23 protein-coding genes and 1 other RNA gene are annotated in these 21,466 nt (G+C 27.4%); 2 read left to right on the top strand and 22 right to left on the bottom strand.

Features of this window, described 5'->3' with window-relative positions:
• Window positions 1–65 precede the first annotated feature (65 nt).
• Window positions 66–890 carry a PHP domain-containing protein gene (locus H8S20_RS06565; protein ID WP_186859603.1) on the top strand — a complete coding sequence of 275 codons (825 nt, stop codon included), beginning with the start codon at window positions 66–68 and terminating at the stop codon, window positions 888–890.
• Between the two features lie 41 nt (window positions 891–931).
• On the opposite strand, the gene H8S20_RS06560 is transcribed toward H8S20_RS06565, so the two are convergent.
• The 11 genes from H8S20_RS06560 to H8S20_RS06510 all read right to left on the bottom strand — a co-directional run bounded on the left by H8S20_RS06560 (window position 932) and on the right by H8S20_RS06510 (window position 8,415).
• A complete protein-coding gene (locus H8S20_RS06560; protein ID WP_186859602.1) occupies window positions 932–2,320 on the bottom strand; it encodes an aminopeptidase in 1,389 nt (462 codons plus the stop codon).
• A 21-nt stretch (window positions 2,321–2,341) separates the two neighbouring features.
• Window positions 2,342–3,250 carry an HPr(Ser) kinase/phosphatase gene (gene hprK, locus H8S20_RS06555; RefSeq protein ID WP_032119162.1) on the bottom strand — a complete coding sequence of 303 codons (909 nt, stop codon included), beginning with the start codon at window positions 3,248–3,250 and terminating at the stop codon, window positions 2,342–2,344.
• Between the two features lie 15 nt (window positions 3,251–3,265).
• Window positions 3,266–3,457 carry a DUF896 domain-containing protein gene (locus H8S20_RS06550; RefSeq protein WP_032119163.1) on the bottom strand — a complete coding sequence of 64 codons (192 nt, stop codon included), beginning with the start codon at window positions 3,455–3,457 and terminating at the stop codon, window positions 3,266–3,268.
• Window positions 3,458–4,020: 563 nt separating this feature from the next.
• Window positions 4,021–4,201: non-coding RNA, 6S RNA (gene ssrS / locus H8S20_RS06545), on the bottom strand.
• Between the two features lie 68 nt (window positions 4,202–4,269).
• A complete protein-coding gene (locus H8S20_RS06540) occupies window positions 4,270–4,665 on the bottom strand; it encodes a hypothetical protein (protein ID WP_186859601.1) in 396 nt (131 codons plus the stop codon).
• Between the two features lie 14 nt (window positions 4,666–4,679).
• Window positions 4,680–4,946, bottom strand: a complete 267-nt coding sequence (locus tag H8S20_RS06535) for a DUF1292 domain-containing protein (protein ID WP_186859600.1) — start codon at window positions 4,944–4,946, stop codon at window positions 4,680–4,682.
• Between the two features lie 79 nt (window positions 4,947–5,025).
• Complete coding sequence (locus H8S20_RS06530) at window positions 5,026–5,547, bottom strand: SprT-like domain-containing protein (protein WP_186859599.1); 522 nt, start codon at window positions 5,545–5,547, stop codon at window positions 5,026–5,028.
• Window positions 5,548–5,630: 83 nt separating this feature from the next.
• The gene (locus tag H8S20_RS06525) at window positions 5,631–5,786 is read right to left on the bottom strand and encodes a hypothetical protein (RefSeq protein ID WP_186859598.1); all 156 of its coding nucleotides are present in this window, start codon (window positions 5,784–5,786) and stop codon (window positions 5,631–5,633) included.
• A 309-nt stretch (window positions 5,787–6,095) separates the two neighbouring features.
• Window positions 6,096–7,376 carry a clostripain-related cysteine peptidase gene (locus tag H8S20_RS06520; RefSeq protein ID WP_186859597.1) on the bottom strand — a complete coding sequence of 427 codons (1,281 nt, stop codon included), beginning with the start codon at window positions 7,374–7,376 and terminating at the stop codon, window positions 6,096–6,098.
• Window positions 7,366–7,983 (bottom strand): hypothetical protein, encoded by a 618-nt coding sequence (locus H8S20_RS06515; RefSeq protein WP_032119169.1) that lies wholly within the window; start codon window positions 7,981–7,983, stop codon window positions 7,366–7,368. The genes H8S20_RS06520 and H8S20_RS06515 overlap by 11 nt, the downstream gene beginning before the upstream one ends.
• Before the next feature lie 102 nt (window positions 7,984–8,085).
• Entirely contained in the window at window positions 8,086–8,415 is a 330-nt protein-coding gene (locus tag H8S20_RS06510; RefSeq protein ID WP_032119170.1) for a carboxypeptidase regulatory-like domain-containing protein, read from the bottom strand.
• A gap of 309 nt (window positions 8,416–8,724) precedes the next feature.
• Between H8S20_RS06510 and H8S20_RS06505 the strand changes: the two genes are divergently transcribed.
• Window positions 8,725–10,461 (top strand): NHL repeat-containing protein, encoded by a 1,737-nt coding sequence (locus tag H8S20_RS06505; RefSeq protein ID WP_186859596.1) that lies wholly within the window; start codon window positions 8,725–8,727, stop codon window positions 10,459–10,461.
• A gap of 60 nt (window positions 10,462–10,521) precedes the next feature.
• On the opposite strand, the gene rfbB is transcribed toward H8S20_RS06505, so the two are convergent.
• The 11 genes from rfbB to H8S20_RS06450 all read right to left on the bottom strand — a co-directional run.
• Window positions 10,522–11,571, bottom strand: a complete 1,050-nt coding sequence (gene rfbB, locus H8S20_RS06500) for a dTDP-glucose 4,6-dehydratase (protein WP_032119172.1) — start codon at window positions 11,569–11,571, stop codon at window positions 10,522–10,524.
• Window positions 11,572–11,615: 44 nt separating this feature from the next.
• The gene (locus H8S20_RS06495) at window positions 11,616–12,713 is read right to left on the bottom strand and encodes a DegT/DnrJ/EryC1/StrS family aminotransferase (RefSeq protein WP_186859595.1); all 1,098 of its coding nucleotides are present in this window, start codon (window positions 12,711–12,713) and stop codon (window positions 11,616–11,618) included.
• Window positions 12,707–13,132, bottom strand: a complete 426-nt coding sequence (locus tag H8S20_RS06490; RefSeq protein ID WP_032119174.1) for a sugar 3,4-ketoisomerase — start codon at window positions 13,130–13,132, stop codon at window positions 12,707–12,709. The genes H8S20_RS06495 and H8S20_RS06490 overlap by 7 nt, the downstream gene beginning before the upstream one ends.
• Window positions 13,133–13,158: 26 nt before the next feature.
• Window positions 13,159–14,082 carry a glycosyltransferase gene (locus H8S20_RS06485; RefSeq protein WP_186859594.1) on the bottom strand — a complete coding sequence of 308 codons (924 nt, stop codon included), beginning with the start codon at window positions 14,080–14,082 and terminating at the stop codon, window positions 13,159–13,161.
• 68 nt (window positions 14,083–14,150) lie between these two features.
• On the bottom strand, window positions 14,151–15,017 hold the full coding sequence (rfbA, locus tag H8S20_RS06480; RefSeq protein ID WP_032119176.1) for a glucose-1-phosphate thymidylyltransferase RfbA: 867 nt from the start codon (window positions 15,015–15,017) through the stop codon (window positions 14,151–14,153).
• Between the two features lie 204 nt (window positions 15,018–15,221).
• The gene (locus H8S20_RS06475; RefSeq protein WP_032119177.1) at window positions 15,222–16,766 is read right to left on the bottom strand and encodes a lipopolysaccharide biosynthesis protein; all 1,545 of its coding nucleotides are present in this window, start codon (window positions 16,764–16,766) and stop codon (window positions 15,222–15,224) included.
• Window positions 16,767–16,938: 172 nt separating this feature from the next.
• Window positions 16,939–17,811: a UTP--glucose-1-phosphate uridylyltransferase GalU gene (gene galU / locus H8S20_RS06470; RefSeq protein ID WP_186859593.1), complete on the bottom strand. Its 873-nt coding sequence runs from the start codon at window positions 17,809–17,811 to the stop codon at window positions 16,939–16,941.
• A 78-nt stretch (window positions 17,812–17,889) separates the two neighbouring features.
• Window positions 17,890–18,507: a sugar transferase gene (locus H8S20_RS06465; RefSeq protein WP_042281832.1), complete on the bottom strand. Its 618-nt coding sequence runs from the start codon at window positions 18,505–18,507 to the stop codon at window positions 17,890–17,892.
• Between the two features lie 122 nt (window positions 18,508–18,629).
• On the bottom strand, window positions 18,630–19,562 hold the full coding sequence (locus H8S20_RS06460) for a glycosyltransferase family 2 protein (RefSeq protein ID WP_186859592.1): 933 nt from the start codon (window positions 19,560–19,562) through the stop codon (window positions 18,630–18,632).
• A 12-nt stretch (window positions 19,563–19,574) separates the two neighbouring features.
• Window positions 19,575–20,750 (bottom strand): glycosyltransferase family 4 protein, encoded by a 1,176-nt coding sequence (locus H8S20_RS06455; protein ID WP_243177544.1) that lies wholly within the window; start codon window positions 20,748–20,750, stop codon window positions 19,575–19,577.
• A gap of 184 nt (window positions 20,751–20,934) precedes the next feature.
• Window positions 20,935–21,466 (bottom strand): GNAT family N-acetyltransferase (locus tag H8S20_RS06450; RefSeq protein ID WP_186859590.1); only part of this gene is annotated, 532 nt, incomplete at its 5' end.

Here is a 21,466-nt window from a genome sequence, read left to right as displayed (position 1 = left end):
TGACTAAATTATATCATAGCTTTCTATGACAAAAAACAATTACTTGAAAGGAGATTACAGTAATTATGGTACTATGTGATTTTCACACTCATTCAACAGCTTCAGACGGCTCATTCTCTCCATCAGAAGTAGTTAAAAAATCTTTTGATAAAGGAGTTAAGTACTTAGCTCTAACTGATCATGATACACTAACAGGTATAGATGAAGCTAGAAATATGGCTGAAAGTTTAGGAATGATATTTATTCCCGGAATAGAACTTTCTACTTCTCATAACAAGGAAACTGTACACCTACTTGGTTTTTTTAAAGGTGATGATTATAAAAACATTGAACTAAATAACTTTTTACAAGAATTAAAAGATAATCGTATAAAAAGAGCTGAAGAAATAGTTGCTAGACTTAAAAAGTTTAATAATATTGAAATTAAAGTAGAAGATGTTTTAAGAAATGGTAAAGATACTATCGCTAGACCACATATAGCTAAAACTATAATAGAAGCAGGATATCCTTATGATTATGATTATATTTTTAAAAAATTTATAGGTGATGATTGTCCAGCATATATTCCAGCTAATAAAATGTCTACCGAAGAAGGAATATCTCTTTTAAGAAAATATAATGCTAAAATATTTTTAGCTCATCCAGTTTTACTAAAGAAGATATCCGTTCATGATATTTTGCCACTTGGAATAGATGGTCTTGAAGCAGTTTATGCATTAAATACTTCTGAAGAAGAAAAGAGATTTAGAAAATTTGCAAATAAAAATAACTTATTAATTTCTTGTGGATCAGATTCTCATGGTATGGAAGATGATGGAGGACATGGTTCTTTAGGTTCTATGAGTCTTGATGAAGAAAGTCTTGAAAAGTTTATAAGTGCAGTAAGATAAAAAGCTAGAAGGTTTAATCCTTCTAGCTTCTATTTATTCTTTTACTTTTCAACTAAGAAAGTTTTGTAACCTCTCATTGTTTCGTATATGTCTACTTTACTTGATACTTCCCAAGGAGCATGCATATTTTGTAGTGCTACTCCACAATCAATAACTTCCATATTGTACTCTGCTAAAATATAAGCTATAGTACCTCCGCCTCCTTGGTCTACCTTTCCAAGTTCAGCTGTTTGGTATGAAATATCATTCTTATCCATTATATCTCTAAGCCAAGCAATAAATTCTGGATTTGCATCATTACATCCAGACTTCCCTCTAGCTCCAGTATACTTACTAAATACTAATCCTCTACCGAAATAAGCAGTATTTTTTCTTTCATACGCAGAAGCGTAGTTAGGATCAAAAGCAGCTGTTACATCTGCTGATAACATAGCAGAATTAGATAAAGCACGTCTTAGCTTCAATTCTGAATAGCAACCTAATCTATCCATTATTTCTGCTACTGCATTTTCAAAGAATCTTGAATGCATACCTGTAGCCCCTTGACTACCTACTTCTTCTTTATCAACCAATAATACAACAGAAGTTTTTTCAACCTTATCTAAATCTAATAAAGCCATAAGTGATGTATAGGCGCATATTCTGTCATCTTGTCCATATGCCATTACCATGCTTCTATCTAGTCCTAAATCTCTCGCTCTTCCTGCAGGAACTACTTCTATTTCAGCTGAAGTAAAATCTTCTTCTTCAAAATCATATTTATCTTTAAGTAATTTTAATATATTAGCCTTAACAGCATCTTTCTCTTCTCCATCAAGCGGAATATTTCCTACAAGAACATTTAAATCTTCACCATGAATAACTTCATTAGCTTTCTTTTGAAGTTGTTCTCCAGATAAATGAACTAAAAGATCTGATATTCCAACTACAGGATCATTATCATCTTCACCTATTACAACATTTATTTTAGTTCCATCTTTCTTTACTACAACTCCATGTATCGCTAATGGTAATGCTATCCATTGATATTTTTTGATACCACCATAATAGTGAGTATCCATTAAAGCCATTTGACCATCTTCATATAAAGTATGCTGTTTTAAATCTAATCTAGGTGAATCTACGTGAGAACCTATTATTCTCATTCCACTTTCTAACGATTCATTTCCTATTAAAAATAGTACTAAGGCCTTATCCTTATTGTTTAAATAGACCTTGTCTCCACTTTTTAAAGTTTCACCATTTTTAATTACTAAATTTAAATCCCTGTAACCTTTTTCTTCTGCCAATTTTACAGCTTCTAAAACGGATTCTCTTTCTGTTTTACATACTGACATATAATTTTTATAACCCTCACAGAAATTAAAAATGTCTAATCTTCCTTTTTCATCAAATTTTAGCCATGCATTTTTAGTTTTTTCTTCACTCATTTTTATACCCCCATTTAAATTTTAATCGCTATCTTTAGCCATTCTACTTTCTATTATATCTACTGGTGTTACATCAGACATTAGTGAATGTCTATAATTAACAGCTGCAGCTTCAATAATAACAGCAATATTTCTACCTGGTCTTATAGGAATTCTCAATTTCTTTACACCTACTCCAAGAATTTCCTGCATTTCCTGATTAGTACCTAGTCTATCATAATCTCCATCATCTTTCCAGTGTTCAAAATGCATTATAAGATTAATACCTTTTGATTGAAGTATTGAGCTTACTCCATACAATGATGGTATATCAATTATTCCTATTCCTCTTACCTCTAACATGCCTATAGTAATTCTTGGCGATGTACCTATTAGCGAACCATCAATTTCTCTTATATCTACAGCATCATCTGTAACAAGTCTATGTCCTCTTTTTATAAGTTCAAGAGCTGTTTCACTTTTTCCTATTCCACTTTCACCTGTTATTAATATTCCAATACCATATACATCTACTAATACACCATGTAATCTAGTTTCTGGTGCGAACTTATCAGCTAAATATATTGTCATTTTGCTAATAAAATTAGTAGTAACCATATTACTTCTTAGTAGCCAAGTTTTGTTTTTCTTAGCGGCTTTAACAAATTCATCATGCGGCTCTAGACCTCTTGTAATGACAATACAATTGGATTTAAAGCTAAAATACTTTTCAACTCTCTTTTTACGTAATTCTGGTTGCATAGCATCTATAAAAAACCACTCGGCTTTACCTATTACCTGTAATCTTTCTGGCGCAAAATAATTATAAAACCCAGCTAACTGTAATCCCGGTCTATTAATATCGTTTACTGAAATCTCAACATTTTCATCACCTTGAACTAAAATTTCTAAATCAAAGTCATTAATTAACTTTCCTACTGCAACTGACATTTTACTCTCCTTAAACTATTGCTTTTTCTTCAACTCAACACCTTCTAATTGAACTCTAAAGTTTGCTTTAACGTTATCAATATATCTTCTTCTTAATTTTTGTTGCTCTTCTTTTTCTTCTGCATTTAATCCTTCTTCTTTATCCTTTTTATATAACTCATTTATTCTTTTTATAACATCATCTATTGGTGCTTTTGTATAATCCATTCTATTTTCTTCCTTTCTTCTTGTGTATTTATTCTTATTTTACATTTATTTATCATTAATATCAACTTATTAGTTGTTTTTTATTTTAATCCACCTTTTTCGTCATATAGTCATATTTCAATCTTATTTTCGTACTTATTTTAGATAAAATATTCTTCCTTATTTTGTATGTTTTTGTAATATTTTGTATAATTGTTTTAATTTACATTTATTTAGAGTTTGATATAATTATTATACGGATGTAATATTTTATCAAAAGGATGTGAAAAAATGAAAACAAAGTCGCTACATAGAAAAATCAAAAAAAATAAATTTTATTTAAATTTTCTTCTTAATTATTTATCTCCAAGTAATATACTTATTATTTACCTTTCTCAAAACTTAGACAAACTAATTTGCAAAAAGCAAAAACGTATCTATATTAAATATAAGAAAAAATCTACAAGATCTGTAGCGAGATATAGAGCTGCTTAATTACTTTTACTAATTTACACCAGTCTAAAGTATTAAATTCCATAAGATAAAAAGAAAAACACCTCTTAACGAGGTGTTTGACTCTCAAATCATGTCCCAACATGCCGGTCACTTATATACTCACACCTGCAACTCGCAGGTGGGTTTCACGCAATTTACTTCTGCCATCTTCTAATGTTAAATGAAGCCCGACATCCATAAATTTATTGCAAATCCCGTAAATATAATGTAGGTTGAATATTATAAGCTAAGCGCACATCTCAGGATTTATTATGATTTAATTATATCAAATTAATTTATAAGTTCAATAGAAATTTTAAAATTTCTTATTGAAAAGTTTATCCAATGTAATCCTTTACCACTTCTTCTATTGATATATCGCTATCTTCATTTGTAAATAGCGCCATAAACTGTACATACTCTGCAGATTTATCTTTCATTTGAAAGGCCATAAACTCACCTGCAATATTAAGATCTTCAGTTATATCTTCAACTATAGATAATACCTCATCATTACAAAAATCATATAAGTATGGTAAATAATATTCTTTTTCCCACTCATCACTTGATTCATCTTCACACTCTTCATTAGCATATGCTTTTGCTGCTTCTAATAAATCTTGGTCTAAATCAAAATAGAAATTAACTAATAATAAATCTTTTTCTGACTTTAATACTTCTACATCCCCAAGTTCATTTTCATTTAAAAATTTAACTATTTCATTAACTTTCATTTGAACCCTCCAAATTAATAAAGTAATTTCTTATATTCTTTTTTGACTGCTAAAAACTCCTTATCATCTTCTACAAGATTTAGTTCTTCTTTTCCATCTACATCATCAATTCTAAAAACATAAACATCTTCTGACTCTTCATCATCAGCTGGAGCTAACAATAAATATTCTTGTTCTTCTAAAAATATTCTTGCAATAGCTTCAAATTCTACTTTATTCCCTTCTTCATCTAAAAAAGTCATTATTTGCTTTTCTTCTTGTGCTAAATTTTCTTTATCCATTCTTTTTCTCCTTTAGTTTAATTAATGGTATTATAATAATACAAAATATAAAATACTACAACTATTAAGCAAGTCTTTATTATATATTATTTAATTTATACTCTAATCTATAATTACAGCACTTAGAAACATATCCTTTTACCTTTCTTTCTGCTGCATCTCTTCTCTTATGTACACATACTAATTTTCCGCATTTTCTGCAGTAAATGCTATATATTTTAATGTTCTTTTGAGATATATCTTCATTCATAATCTTATAATTAAATGTTGCTTTATTGGTTATGCTACATTTTAAACACATGGATTTAAAAAACTTATTGTGTCCATTACTTATCCCTGTTTTTGTATCACAATAATAATGTAGATATTCATGTATTATAACTTCTTTTACTACTTCTTCTGGAAAATTACCATCAAGTAATCTTTTCGCAAATACAAATTTTAAAGGCTTTATTGTGTCTTTTTCTTTTTTATAAAAAAAAGCACCCATTCTCTTTGTAGCTCTATTGGAAATTTCAATCTTTAAATTACAAGGATAATCTAAAATTAACCCTATCTTATCAATCTCATCTTGTACTTCTTTTATCGTCCATTTTTTCATCGTTTATTTCTCCATTAACTATCTATATAAGAAAAGTAGATTTAAATTTTTTAAACCTACTTTTCTTATATAGTTAATTATAATTAATAATAATATTTCATAAATCTACTATTATAATTACATATATTAACTTTTCTATTATAGCATATTTTCTCCAAATCTGTATAATGAGTGACAATTTCCATCTCTACATCTGTTGTATTACAAATATTTTCTTCTGGTAAAACAAATGTAAACATTCCTCCATTAATATTTTAAAACATCGTTTTACCTTTTTTCTCCTATATATACTTTTCTTGCCTTAAAACCTTTTAAAACACCATCCTGAAATACTAATATCCCTACTGCAATAGTCTTATTAGGTAAAACATTACATAACTTCACATTAACTATAAGTAGTCTACAAATACAAATTTCCAACAAATTGATCCTGTAGATTGCTGTAGGTGTATTAATTTGTATATCTTTGAGCAAAATTTTAAGAGACTATTTTTAATAGTCTCTTATATTATAATAAATACGTATTACTTGAAACTCATTTTTTAACATCAATACCATCCTAGCTTTTTTAATATGTCAATAGCTTCTTCAACAGATATATAACTACTTTGTTCTAAGATAGATGAAATTACATATTTGTTCTTTAAAACAATAGGCTGTTCTAATATATTATGATTTTTAATATATTCACTTTCCTTTTCAACTACTTTTTCATTTTTATCTAAAACAACTATCCAATTATTATTAAATAAAAATAATAGTTTTTTATAACATTGCCTAAATTCATCTAATTCACCTAGACTGTCTGGCATATATATGGCTGGTCCATTATTAACATCATTAGATAATACTTCTATACTAGGGTATACAACTATATCTTTAACTATTTCTAACATATGATTACTTTCACTAGGTGTATACCCTAACTGTGAATTAATTATATTGCATAAATACATTATATTAATAAATGGATTTATTTTTTCATAGCTTAACTCTTTTTTTAATAGTTTTTCAATATTTATATTATTCTCTATAATAATTTTAGCGATATTATCAAAACAACTCTTTAATTCTTCAAATTTATTTTTTTCCAAACTAACTAGTATCAAATTTTCTTCTATTTTATCACTTTCATTAAACTCTTTTATAACATCAATTAATACTGCTTTAGTATTTTTAACATTTTTTACTTTTTGTTGTAAGTGCCTAATAAAAATTGTATAAGAAATCCCATCAATATTTACATTCTCTGATGCTATCACTAAATACTTAATTGGATTAAAAGTAATATTAGCAAATTCGTGCCAAACCTCTATTAAATTCATATAGCAACTATCTAAAAGTAATACCTCAACTTTTTTCTTTGTTGTTTTATATAAATTGTAAAATACATTTACTAGCGAATCTAAGCTCATTAAATAAGGTCTTTCCTTGGTAAAATCTGTCATAGCTCCAATAAACCCTGCCCCATGTCCTGATAGTACTATCATTATATAATCTGATGGATAATTATTTATTCCCCATAAAAGAAAACTATAAAGAGTTTGGGAATCAGCCATATTTACATTTTCTAAAACTTCTACTTCATAAATTCCATGATTATTAATAAGGTATCTTCTTACTCCACTCCATCTTTCCTTCTGATTGATATATATAGGTCCTCTTAATTTTTGAACTAACTCTTCATTAGCCCTTGCCAATTGTATTACTATATTAAAATTATCATTTATATGCTCCATCTTAAGATTTTCAATAGCCTTAGTTATTTCAGGTTCTAATTCATTATTTCCATTAGCATATATTAACACTGTCCATTTATTAGTCCTCATATTCTCTTCCTTTATGAACTTCACTTTTATAATCCACTATTGTAGAATAACTTGCGTTAACACTTTTTACTATTATCTTTTTATCTTTATATAGCTCATACTTTATATTTAATACATAAATTCCATCTATATCGCTAAATGTATGACATATTGCCTGCATTTCATTTGCATCCTCATAAAAAGCAACTACTATAGCGCCTTCAATAGGATATCCATAACTATCAATAATTTTTCCGTATAATATTACATCTTTTACTGGATTTACTTCTATATTGCATTTTTTAGTACGTATATTTCTTTTATTGTTTATTTTTCTCCATCCATTAAAACTTGTTATTCCTATTACTTCATCTCTATAGCTATAATTATTAAATCTAAAAGAATAATTGCCCTTTTGGTCTGTAATGCATCGTTTTAATGGTATCTTTTTATTTTCTAATATACGAAATAGAACTACAATAGCCCCTTTAACAGGTATATTGTTGCAGAAAATTTTCCCATAAATATTAATTTCTCTACTATATCTATATTTATCTCTTCTTATCTTAATAATATGTTGTTTACTTAATTCTAGATAAATCGGTTCAAGTAATATCTTTTCGCCCACTTTTTCACCTCTTCCCTAATTTTAATAATTTAAATTTATTTATGAGAAAATCCCATAATAAGCCTACTTTTATTCTTATTATGGGTTTCTTATATACTCCCGTTAAAACTGCTCATCCATTATCTTATTAGTTTTAACTGCTTTGACCTTGATCTTCTTTTCATTAAATATTTCATAAGGTAAATTGACCATATACTCTCCATCACTATCTGTAAATACATGACAGTATCCTACTTCATTCCCATTATCATTTGTATAAAAAACTTTTACTACAGCATTCTCAACAGGATTGTTATTATCGTCATAAACCTTTCCATGTATAATTATATCTTCCACATCTTTAATAATAATATCTTGTATTTGAACTTCAGATCTTTCTTTTATTGCCTCATTACTTAAGTCTACTTCCACAAACTTTAATGCATATGACATTATATTCCTCCAAATAATATATATCTTTTTTATTCTCTCTAATATAATATATCTTTTTTTATTCTCTCTAATATAATATTAATATCAACAATAAATGTTACTTTTTCAAAGAATATATAATATTTTAGAAAATAATATTACTTCATCCAAAAGGTATATATTTTTGATAATTAATATTCTATTTCAACATTCACTTCTATTGCATTACTCTTGTTCTTATTTAGTCTCTTAATAGAACAATAATATTCTTACATCATATATTGTATTATGGATATTTTGTAATCTTATGTTTAAAAAGGAGATAACACCATGTTGATAAGAAAAATATATACATCTTTAGATGATTTTAGTGAAGGTATACTATCACCTGAACTAAACTATTCAAATTCCGAAAATAAACTACATCTATTAAATAAAGATATAACTTTTCCATTTATATGGATTCCAAATAATAATGGAACTGTTTCTAAAATTAATTCATTAACTGGAGAAGAGATAGCCCGTTATATTGTATGGCCATCAAAAGATAAAGCAACATTATATAATGGTCCATCCAGGACAGCTATAGATCTTGATGGTAATTGTTGGGTTGCTAATCGTGGATTAGGAACAATTGTCAAGATAGGTTCTAAGGAAAATTTACAATTTGAAGATAGAAATAAAAACGGCATTTGCGATACCTGCATAGATTTAAATAACAATGGTATTATTGATGATAATGAAGTGTTACCTTGGGGAGAAGATGAATGTGTATTAAAAGAAATACTATTATTCGGAGATAATCCTGGTGCTTATATTCCTGGTACTTATTCTAAAGAATATAGTAACTCTATCTTTCCAAGAGCACTTGCAATAGATAAAAATAATAATCTATGGGTTGGAGCTTATGACTTAAAAAAATACTACAAAATAGACTGTATTACTGGTTCAATTTTATCTGTTATTGACCTAAATGATTGGAATCATCATCCTTATGGTGCTGTAGTAGATAAATACGGCTTTCTCTGGTCATCTAGTGGTCCTTCAGAAGAAAAAAACCTCATAAAAATTGATACCAATAAAGAAATTGTAGTTTCTAAAATATCTAATCTACAAGAATTAACGCCTTATTGTTTAGCTCTTGATAAGTTTGATCATTTATTTATATCTGGCTGGACTTCAAATAAACTTGCAAGACTTAATATAATAAATAATAATTTAGATTGGGTATATTCTGATAGTAAGAATCTTAATAACAGTAGGGGAATAACTTGCACATCTGATGGAGATGTGTGGATTGCTAATAGTGGAAATAATACAGTTGCACGTTATTCTAATAATGGTAATTTTATTATAAGTATTCCAGCTGCTAAAAATCCTACAGCATTATCTGTTGACAATATGGGCAATATATGGGTTTGTGGTCTGACTGATGAAAAAATATATATGATTGATTCTTTAGCAAACACTATAAACCTAGTTAAGGATATACCAAACAGTGATGGTCATAATGCTTATTCTGACATGACAGGTATTATATCAAGAACAATTACAAACAAAATTGGTAGATGGACTGTTATATATGATAGTAAATCTATTAATACCCTATGGGAAAAAATATCTTGGGATTCTGAAGAACCTACTGGAACATTAATTACTGTAAAAGTAAGAACTTCAATAGATAAAATAAATTGGTCAAACTGGAAGCTAATCTCTAATAACAGTTCCTTAAAAAGTATTTTACCTGGAAGGTTTTTGCATATAGAAGCTACATTTAAGATTATATCAGGTAATATTAGCCCCAGCCTCTCTAAAATAATAATAGGATTAATGAATGCCCCTGCTAAAGAAGAGTTAACTAGCACTAGTAATATCCTAAACTCATATGATTTATCACTTCACTCAGAAAGTGAAAGAATAATAGATATAAATTCTGATGTCCTATCCATTACAAATAAAGATAATAATAACTATATTAATCCACAAGATCAAAACGATAAGACTAGTATGTCCTCTAATTTGCCATCAAATAAAAAAATCAAACCAACTCGAGGTATAATCTTCTAAGTTATTAATCTGCATTTAAAATAATATAATTGGCTGTTGAGATAACAACAGCCAATTATATTATTTATACATTTTATTATAATACTTTTTATATTCCCCTAACTTTATATTATTAATCCAATCCTGATTATTTAAATACCATTGTATAGTTTTCTTCATTCCAACATAAAAATCCATTTTAGGATACCAACCTAGCTCTTCATTTATCTTGGTAGAATCAATTCCATATCTTCTATCATGACCTTTTCTATCTTCTATGAATTTTATTAAACTTTCATCAATGGTATAATCAACATTTTTCTTGAAATAATCTATAATACTTTTTACGATATCAATATTAGTTCTTTCATTTCTTCCACCAATATTATAAACTTCTCCTATTCTGCCTGAATTTATAACCATATCTATAGCTCTTACATGATCTTCAACATATATCCAATCCCTAACATTTAATCCATCCCCATATATAGGCAATTCTTCTTTCTCAATACAATTGTTAATTATCAATGGAATCAATTTTTCTGGAAATTGAAACGGTCCATAGTTATTAGAACATCTAGTAATATTTACAGGCATCTTATAAGTGTCATAATATGATTTAACTATCAAATCAGCACTAGCTTTACTTGCAGAATAAGGACTATGCGGGTCTAAATTGGTATCTTCAGTAAAATATCCTATATCTCCAAGAGATCCATAAACTTCATCAGTTGAAATATGAACAAATTTTACTCCCTCTTTCCACCTTCCATCCTTTTCCCATACTTCCTTTGCAGCATTTAATACTGTTACTGTTCCAAGCACATTAGTTTTTACAAAAACCTCTGGATTATTGATACTTCTATCAACATGGGATTCTGCTGCAAAATGAACAATATAATCTATAGTGTACTTTTTAAAAATTTCTTTAATCAATCTTTTATTACATATATCACCTTTTATAAAGATATATCTTTCATCATTCTCAACAGATTTAAGGTTATCCAAATTTCCCGCATAAGTTAATTTATCTAAATTTATAATTTTAATATCACTATATTTCTTTAACATAAATAAAATGAAGTTAGAGCCAATAAAACCAGCTCCACCTGTTACTAAATAGGTTTTCATAATTAATTGTCCCTCTTACTAATTGATGATAAATATAAAACATATCATCTAAATTTATTTAATATTTCTATCACATATTCTATTTCTTCATCTTTCATACCAATAAATAATGGAATACTTAACTCCTCTCTTGATATAGTCTCTGCAATTTTAAAATCTCCAACTTTATACTTTAATTCACTATATGCCTTTTGTAGATGTATTGGTATTGGATAGTGTATTAATGTTTCAATTCCATTTGATATTAAATAATCTTTCAATCTATCTCTCTCATCACAAAAAACAGGAAAAATGTGATATACATTTTCATCATTTTTAGCTTTTAGTGGTAATTTTATTCTATTATTTTGTATACCATTATAATATTTCTCAGCAATTTCTCTTCTTTCCTTTGTCCATATATCTAATTTTGATAATTTCACTAATAACAATGCAGCTTGAATCTCATCTAATCTTGAGTTTAATCCTTTTATTTCATTATAGTATTTTTTATTTGATCCATAATTTCTTATTGAGTATGCTTTATTAGCAACATCTTTATCATTTGTGGTAATTGCACCACCATCACCCAAAGCCCCTAAATTTTTTCCTGGATAAAAACTAAAAGCAGCAACATCACCTAGATTTCCGACTCTATTTTCTTTAAAATACCCCCCGTGAGCTTGAGCAGCATCTTCTATAACTTTTAGATTATATTTGTCAGCTATTTTTATAATATCATCCATATTAACAACTCTGCCATATAGATGCACTACTATTATTGCTTTAGTTCTTAAAGTTATTTTTTCTTCAATCAATTTGCTATCCATATTTAATGTTTTTATATCCGGTTCAATAAAAATAAGTTTTGCTCCTACAAAACTCACTGCTAAAGCTGTTGCAATATATGTGTTTGATGGAACAATAACTTCATCACCTTCTTTTATTCCATAAGCCATCAATATAATCCTTAATGCATCTAATCCTGAAGCTACTCCTACACAATATTTCGTACCGCAGAATTTTGCATACTCTTCTTCAAACCTCTTCAATTGTTCCCCCATAATAAACCACTGTGAATCTAATACCGACTCAAATCCACTTATTAATTCATCTCTAATCCCACCATGCATTACTTTAAAGCTTGTAAATGGTACTAACATAATTTATTCTCCTTGTAAATCTCATTGACTTCTTTTAGAAAAACATCATAATCTCTTAAATATTCAGACTCATCATATTTATCTGAACAAAGAACTAATAATACACAATCATCAGAGTAATCAAACATTTCATTCCAAATCCAAGGTCCTATCATCAATCCTTCATACTCATTATTCAATACATATACTTCTTCTTCTCTACCATTTTGTACTTTTACCTTTAAAGAGCCCTTTAAGCATATCAATATTTCATAAAGGCTTCTATGACTATGATTGCCCCTTTTTTTATCCTTAGGTACTCCATATATATAAAAAATTCTCTTTATTTCATATGGAATATCTATCTTTCCTTCAATGGGAATTAAATGTCCACATTCACTTGAAATATTCTTAAATTTAATTAAAGCAACATTATACATTTTATTTCTCTACCTTATTAAAGAATTTAATCTTTTATACTTCTTAATATTTTATTCTTTATCTTAATGAAGATAATATCTAAATTTCCAATCAGAAATGATATTTTTTTTATTATAGAATAATTATTTAATTCGAAACTTTTAATATAAATATATCTTGCTTTCTTATAGCTATAATAATCTAACTGCTTTTTATATTTAAATATCTCTTCATTGTAACATCTAATTATATCGTCAATTAGTACAGTGTCTTTTTTATCTTGATTGCTAATTCCACTACCTACCCTATACTTGATACTTACTATATTAAAAAAATCCATTTTGCATCCATTTCTAGTTACTCTAAGCCATAATGGTAAATCATTCAAATGAATATACCTTTCATCTAACATACCGTATTGCTCAAAAAAATCTTTTTTAAAAAACACACCTGGATCTATTAAAGTACCTTCAGCACATAATTTATTATAAAACTTTTTAGAATCATTACCTTCTATTAGTTTAGATTTAAGAGAATCCATAATATTTTCTGCATTAACTAAGGGCTTCATGTTAATATCACACTGTAAAAACTTCGTAGTAATAATAATACTGTCATTATTATTAAAATAATCTGCCACATTTGATAAAACATTTTTTGAGTAAAAATAATCATCTGAATCTATAATCTTAATATAGTTACCATTTGCTACTAATAATGCTTTATTAATATTTTTTACAATTCCTAAGTTCATTTTATTTTTATAAATAATAACGTTCTTTATATTTCCATTATTATTTATATCAATATACTTCTTAAATTTGTTTAAATCTATACCATCACTACAATCATCTGCTATAATTAGCTCAATATCTTTGTAATCTTGATCTATTACTGATTTTATTGTATCTTCTATATACTGAAGATTTTTATAAGAAAGAATTATTACACTAAATAATATATTATCCATCCCATCACCTTTTCGTCAAAATATGCTATTATTATTTAATAATATTACTTACTAGATTTACCCTATATCTACTCTTCAATAATACTTATAAGATATTTACCATACCCTGTTTTCATCAATGGTTTAGCTAATTGCCCTAACTTTTCTGCTGTAATCCACCCCTGCCTATAAGCTATTTCCTCTAAGCATGCTATATATATTCCATGTGTATCTTGTATTACTTCCACGAAATTGGCTGCTTTCAACATTGAACTATGCGTTCCTGTATCTAACCAAACCATTCCTCGCCCTAATCTTATTACTTTTAATTTACTCTCATCCATATACAATCTATTTAAATCTGTTATTTCTAACTCTCCTCTTGGTGAAGGCTTTAATTCTTTTGCCTTTTTTATAACTGAATTATCATAGAAATATAGCCCTGGAACAGCGTACTTTGATTTTGGTCTTGCCGGTTTTTCCTCTATTGAAATTGCCTTATTATCTTCATCAAACTCGATAACTCCAAATTCTCTCGGATCCTGAATGTAATATCCAAATATTACTGCTCCATCTTTTAAACTTGCTGCATCTAATAAATAATCAGTTAAATTTTGTCCATAGAAAATATTATCGCCTAAAATCATAGCTACAGTATCATCTCCAATAAACTCTTCCCCAATTATAAATGCATCTGCCAGCCCATTAGGCGTTTTCTGTATCGCATATTCTATAGTTAAACCTATCTCTAAAGAATCTTTAAACAACTTTTTAAAATAACCTATATCTCTTTCTGTTGAAATAATTAATATTTCCTTAATTCCCGCTAACATTAGTACAGATAAAGGATAATAAATCATTGGTTTATCATATATTGGAACCATTTGCTTTGATATTGCTTTTGTGATAGGAAAAAGTCTTGTTCCCGAACCACCTGCTAAAATTATTCCTTTCATCTCTTTTCTCCTCTCATCTTAAGTAAGGTCTAATCTGCACATTTCCTATAGTTACTTATTTACATATAAATATATTATTATTAAAGTACATAGTCTCATATATACTATATGTATCATAAATTAAGTTGTTACATTTTCATATAAAATACCCTATTATGTAGATTTTTGACCTTTACCAAAATTATACATAATAGGGCAACATGATTATCTATTAAATTTTTTCAATAATTTGTTTTGTATATTAAACTTACCGATAAGATACTTAAACTCTTTGCTTCTAAAAAATAGTAATAAAATTATTGTATTTGGAATTATAATACAGCAAATTCCTTTAAAGATGAACTCTACAAATAAATTATTAAAGGCTATAACTTTAGTTATAAAGATTACTAATCCAGTAATTACAAATAAAATAGATGTGTACCCTATATATTTAAAAAAATAATTTTTTATAGATGTTTTAAATATATAACGATGTACGTTAAATGGATCTATAATTAAAGTTACAAGCCTACTAATTGTCGTTCCTGCAAATACTCCCAGTGCACCTAACTTAAAATACTTCACTAGTATTATTGATGCAACTAAATTTAATACCCCTTCAACAATAGACCAATATTTCGCAAATGGATATGGACTATATAATCCTGCACCATTTTTTACAACTTCAACTGAACTTGTCATACTTTTTATATAAAAGTTATATACAATAAAAAATATCGTCACTATTGAAAATAACATATCTTCACCAAACACTATCTCTATAAAAGGATTTAATAACACAATTAATGAAACTGAGCAAAAAGTAGATATCCAAAAATTTACAAAATATAATACATTAAATATTTCATATGCTTTATCTAATGATTCTTCTAATAAAAAATTCCCAAAACTAGCTTGTATACCCTGAAATATCCGCGAAATTAATCCTTCTATAGTACTTACTATAATACTATAATTGGAATATATCCCTACAATACTTACCCCTAAGAAATAAGACAACAGTATATTGTCAGTACCAAAAACAAAGTAAGCTGCTATATTAATTACCAAGAGTGCTTTAGTATTTTTGATAATATCATTCTTAATTTCTTTTTTTAAAGGCTCTTTCAATGTTTCATTTAAATATGGATATTTTTTATTAGTTATTCTATAAATTTGTAAGTTTTGAATTAATACTAATACTATTTTTATGACTAAATATAATACATAATTCTTTGTTATTATTATTATTGCTATCTGTGCTATACTGCATCCGATTGAATATAATACAGAAAGTCTATTAAAAATATGCATCTTTTGATCTGCTAATAATATATTTCTACGATAAGTTAATATATATGATAAAGCTGAATCAATTACAAAAATAAAATAAATTAACTTAACATAGGACATAGAAATAGTTGTATTAACAAAATATTTTAAGAATGGAGTTATTAATACACCTAAAATTAGTACAGCAATTGCAATATATCTATATAATTTTTCATAAAGATTCATTATTGCATGAACTTGATTGTAATCTTTTTCTGCTAAAGGTTTATATAAACTATAAAATATAGCAGTTCCAACACCTAACTCTACTAAACTCAACATTGATATTACATTAGATAATAAACCATTTATTCCAAGCAACTCTATTCCCATGTAGCTTACAAAAACTTTTCTTGCAATAAATCCAAAAACTACTGTTACTATTTGCAATAGTATTCCTGTTGTGATGTTTTTTATTGAACTCTCTGTTCTCATTTGATTTTATCCTCATAACTTTTTAAAATGTTTTTTACTTTTCTAACTAATAATTCTATTTACAATTACATATTATTTTTATTTCTATACTTGTATGATTCTATTAATAAAAATACCTAGTGATTAAGTAAAATCTTATAATTATTCACTAGGTACAAATATTGCCTTTAAATTACTTATTTATAGATAATAGAAACTTTAGGAATCCTTCTTTCAACTCGGGATTTCTTAAAGCATACTCTACTGTTGCTTGTAGAAATCCTAATTTATCACCTATATCATATCTTTTTCCTATAAAATTATAAGCATATAACCCTTCTTTTTCTCTTAATATCGATAAAGCATCTGTTAACTGTATCTCTCCACCTTTTCCAGGTTTAGTATTTTGAAGAATGTTAAAAATCTCTGGTGTTATTATATACCTTCCTAATATCGCCATATTAGATGGTGATCTGTTAATATCCGGTTTTTCGACCATGTCATTTACCATATATACCTCTTTATCAATTTTTTTACCACTTATAATTCCATATTTAAAAACTTCATTAGCTGGCACTTTTTGAACACCTAAAATAGTCTTATTGTACTTATCAAAACAGTCAATCAATTGTTTTATACAAGGCTTATCATCACTATATACCACATCATCTCCCAGAAGTACTGCAAAAGGTTCATTTCCAATAAAAGCTCTTGCACAATATATAGCATGTCCCAATCCTTTAGGCTCTTTCTGTCTTATATAGTAAATGTTAGCCATGTTAGATATATTATGAACCATTGTTAACAAATCATCTTTACCAGTTCTAGCTAGTTCAAGCTCTAGCTCTACTGATTTATCAAAATGGTCTTCTATACTTTTCTTATTTCTCCCTGTTATTATTATGATTTCTTCTATACCTGATTCAACACATTCTTCTATAATATATTGAAGTGTAGGTTTATCTACTATGGGTAGCATTTCTTTTGGCTGAGCTTTTGTTGCTGGTAAAAATCTAGTACCTAACCCAGCTGCAGGTATTACTGCTTTTTTTATTCTATTTCCCATTGCTTCCTCCTAAGCTAATAATTTTTTCATTGTAAGCTCTCTACTAGCAAAGTGTACTCTTTCATAATATCTCTTTCTTTAATAAGCATTATTATCTCCCAAAAGTACAGAAAATGTCTTAAATATTAGTTTTATATCTATCCATAATGTTCTTTCATTCACATATTTAACATCAAGTTTCATCCATTCTTCAAACCCAATACTATTTCTTCCCATTACCTGCCAATAACATGTCAATCCTGGTTTTACATCTAACCTTCGTAACATCCATAGATCAAACTTCTCAACTTCTTCAGGTAAAGATGGTCTTGGTCCAACTAAAGACATATCCCCCTTTAAGACATTAAATAATTGTGGTAGCTCATCTATAGATGTCCGTCTTAAGAATCTACCTATTGTCGTTATTCTTGGGTCATTCTTTATTTTAAACATTGGCCCTGTAGCTTCATTTTCTAGTATTAGTTTTCTTTTTAATTCTTCAGCATTAGCTACCATAGACCTAAACTTATACATCCTGAAGATTTCTCCATCTTTTCCAACTCTGTCTTGGGGAAAAATCACTCTTCCTGCACTTTCTACTTTTATTAATATTGCAACTACTAAAAATAAAGGTATTAAAATAATAAGAGCTAGTCCACTTATAGTAATATCTATAATTCTCTTTATAACATCGTAATTCCATCTCTTTTTTTTCATCTTTTTCTTCTCCTTAGTAAAAATATGTCCTTCTATCTGCTAATACATAATATTCATATTTTTTTTTTTTGTTACATATTGCTACTTTTGACTAACTCACCATATACCTCTAATATTGTTTTTTATTTACTTAGCATTACTTTTGTTTTATATAAAATCTTGTTTATGAAATATAATATGGTTCCTGCTGGAATAAAAATTATGCATAAAAACTTTCTTCCAACTCCATTACATTCTCTTATAATACTTTTATAACTCATCTTTAATACTAACCCATCCCTAGTTAATCCAATAAAAGACTTTAGAAATAATATAATGTCATATATAAAATAATCAAAAACATCATTAATATAGTGTTTCCATAGATAAATATTCTCCTTCTCTCTTTTGTTATTAGAGGCAGTAGTCGCATTAGATTGATCCTTATAATAATATAAGAGTGGTTTATTTATATATATTGTTTTGTACTTTCTCGCTATCTTCTGCCATATAATTGCTTCTGGAAAAAATCTTAATCCCTTAACCTCTGGAAATGGATACTCTTTTAAAACACTTTTGTTCAATATTCCCCACATATCATATTTACATTTATACTTGAAAATAATTTCTAAATCATTTGATTCTAAAGGATCTTTTATGAACTTCTTTCCAATAGGTTCATTGCTATATACATCTAAACATCTACATGTTACTCCTTTAAATCCTGCTCTTTTGTTAATAGCTATTTTTTCCCATTCATTAACTAAAATCTCTAATGCCTCAGGTAAAAATCTATCATCTGAATCTGCGATAACAAATAACTCTCCTCTTGCTATTTCTACAGCTCTATTCATAGCAATATGCTTTCCTGAATTTTCTTGATATCTATATACAATGGGAAAGTTATTTTGTAAAATATACGAATTTACTAATTCTTTTGTATTATCATTTGACCCATCATCTATTATAATCCATTCAAAATCTTTAAATGTCTGTGCACATAAGCTCTCAAAAACTCTATATAAAACATTTCCTCTATTAAATGTAGGTGTAAAAACGGTTACTTTAATATTCATATTCAGCCTCCATTAATATAAAATTATTTTAAAAAGAGTGCCTAAAGCTCTACTATCAAAGATTTTATGGCACTCTATTTTACTATTTTTTTTATCTATATTCACGCACTTATTATAAACTTCTAAAGTATCTACTACCTTATCTTTCCAATTATACTCACTTAAAACAAAACCTTTGCTCGAATCCTTATATCTAGCAACTAACCCCTTATTGTCTAGGATTTCATATAATACCTTACTTAACATCTCATCCGAACCTTTTTTGAAATACAGTCCATATTCCTTCATAGTTTCACAAATCTCATCTATATCACTTGCTATACAGCAATTTCCATAACTTAAAGCTTCTAGTAAGCTTATTGGCAATCCTTCTATTTCTGAAGGCAATACATAGACATAAGCATTACTATATAACTCCTCTAATTCCTTACCTTTTACAAAACCTGTAAAAATTATATTATTATCTGAACCTGCTAATTTATATAAACTGTTCACATAATCATTTGTATAACTAGATCCTCCTACTATAACCAACTTCTTATCTGTCTTTAACTTTTTATATGCATTAATCAAATAATGCGCTCCTTTTTCAGGCACTAACCTCGCTAAAAATAGTATATATGAGTCTTTAGTTAGCTGATACTTATCTGTAATAATATCCGCAGCAATATTTTTTTCTATATAAACTCCATTTGAAATGACAGTGCTGTCTCTGTTCCATTTTTCTTTAAAATGCTTTTTCATAGAATTCGTTAATACAATAATTTCATTAGCAAATTTCGCAATTATAAATTCTCCAAATTTAAGATATAACTTTCCAAATACGCCCCATTTTTCTCTTTGCCAGTCTAATCCATGTACTGTACAAACTACTTTTATGCCAAATAACCTCGGTAACCAAGCCATACTTGATGGACCTAATGCATGATAATGTATTACATCATAACCTAAAAATAAAGCATATATTGTGGCTAAAAATGTATACGTTATTGCATCTAATGATTTAGTGTTAATCGAAGGAATATACTTTATATTAATTCCTCTATATTTATCATTTATTTCATCACAATATGACTTTCTTGCATAAACATCAACCTGTACATCTTTTTCACATAAACCAGCTGCAATTTCTTCCACATGAACTTCCACGCCTCCAGCTCTTGACGGAATTCCCTTTTGACCAATCATCGCAATTTTCATTTTATCACCATATAATATGAATAATATTTCAAAAAACCTCTATTCTCTACCATATTATTCATATTAATATTTAATGTTCTATATTGTCACAAATAATTCCATTTACTTATAAACAATTATTTAAAACATAATAATTAAAGGAACTGCTTCAGCAGTCCCTTTAATTAAATCTTTATACTAATAATCTTATTAGCAATTTTCTAAAATTTTTAACTGTTATAAAATAATATTTCTCCTCACACTTAAATCCTGCATTCTCCATAGATTTTCTAGATGGTTTATTATACTTATCAACTATTACAAAAGCTTTTTTATATCCAGATTTCTTAGCCATATCACACCTTGCTTTAACAGAGAATGTCTGCACTCCTCTTCTTCTATGCTCAATAAAAGTATAATCATCAAATAAATAACATTCTTCATTATTTAAACGGATAATTTCATTCATCTCATAAATAAAGGTATCAGTATATGACAGACTAAAAATTCCACATATATTTTCAAAATTATCAATAACACAAAATATATCTTTACTTTTATCATTAATTCTTTTTAAAAGTAAATCCTGTTTAGTTTTATCTGACTCACTAGGATAAAAACTCCTTATTAAATCTAAATGATTAATATTTAGATTTTTTAGTTTAAACTCATACGAAATATCTGTATTTAAATTATCTAGATTAATTGCATATTTATATGCACAA

The sequence above is a fragment of the Clostridium hominis genome (assembly GCF_014287825.1).
GTDB classification, from domain to species: Bacteria; Bacillota; Clostridia; order Clostridiales; family Clostridiaceae; genus Clostridium; species Clostridium hominis.
This window is presented reverse-complemented; position numbering and strand designations above follow the sequence as displayed.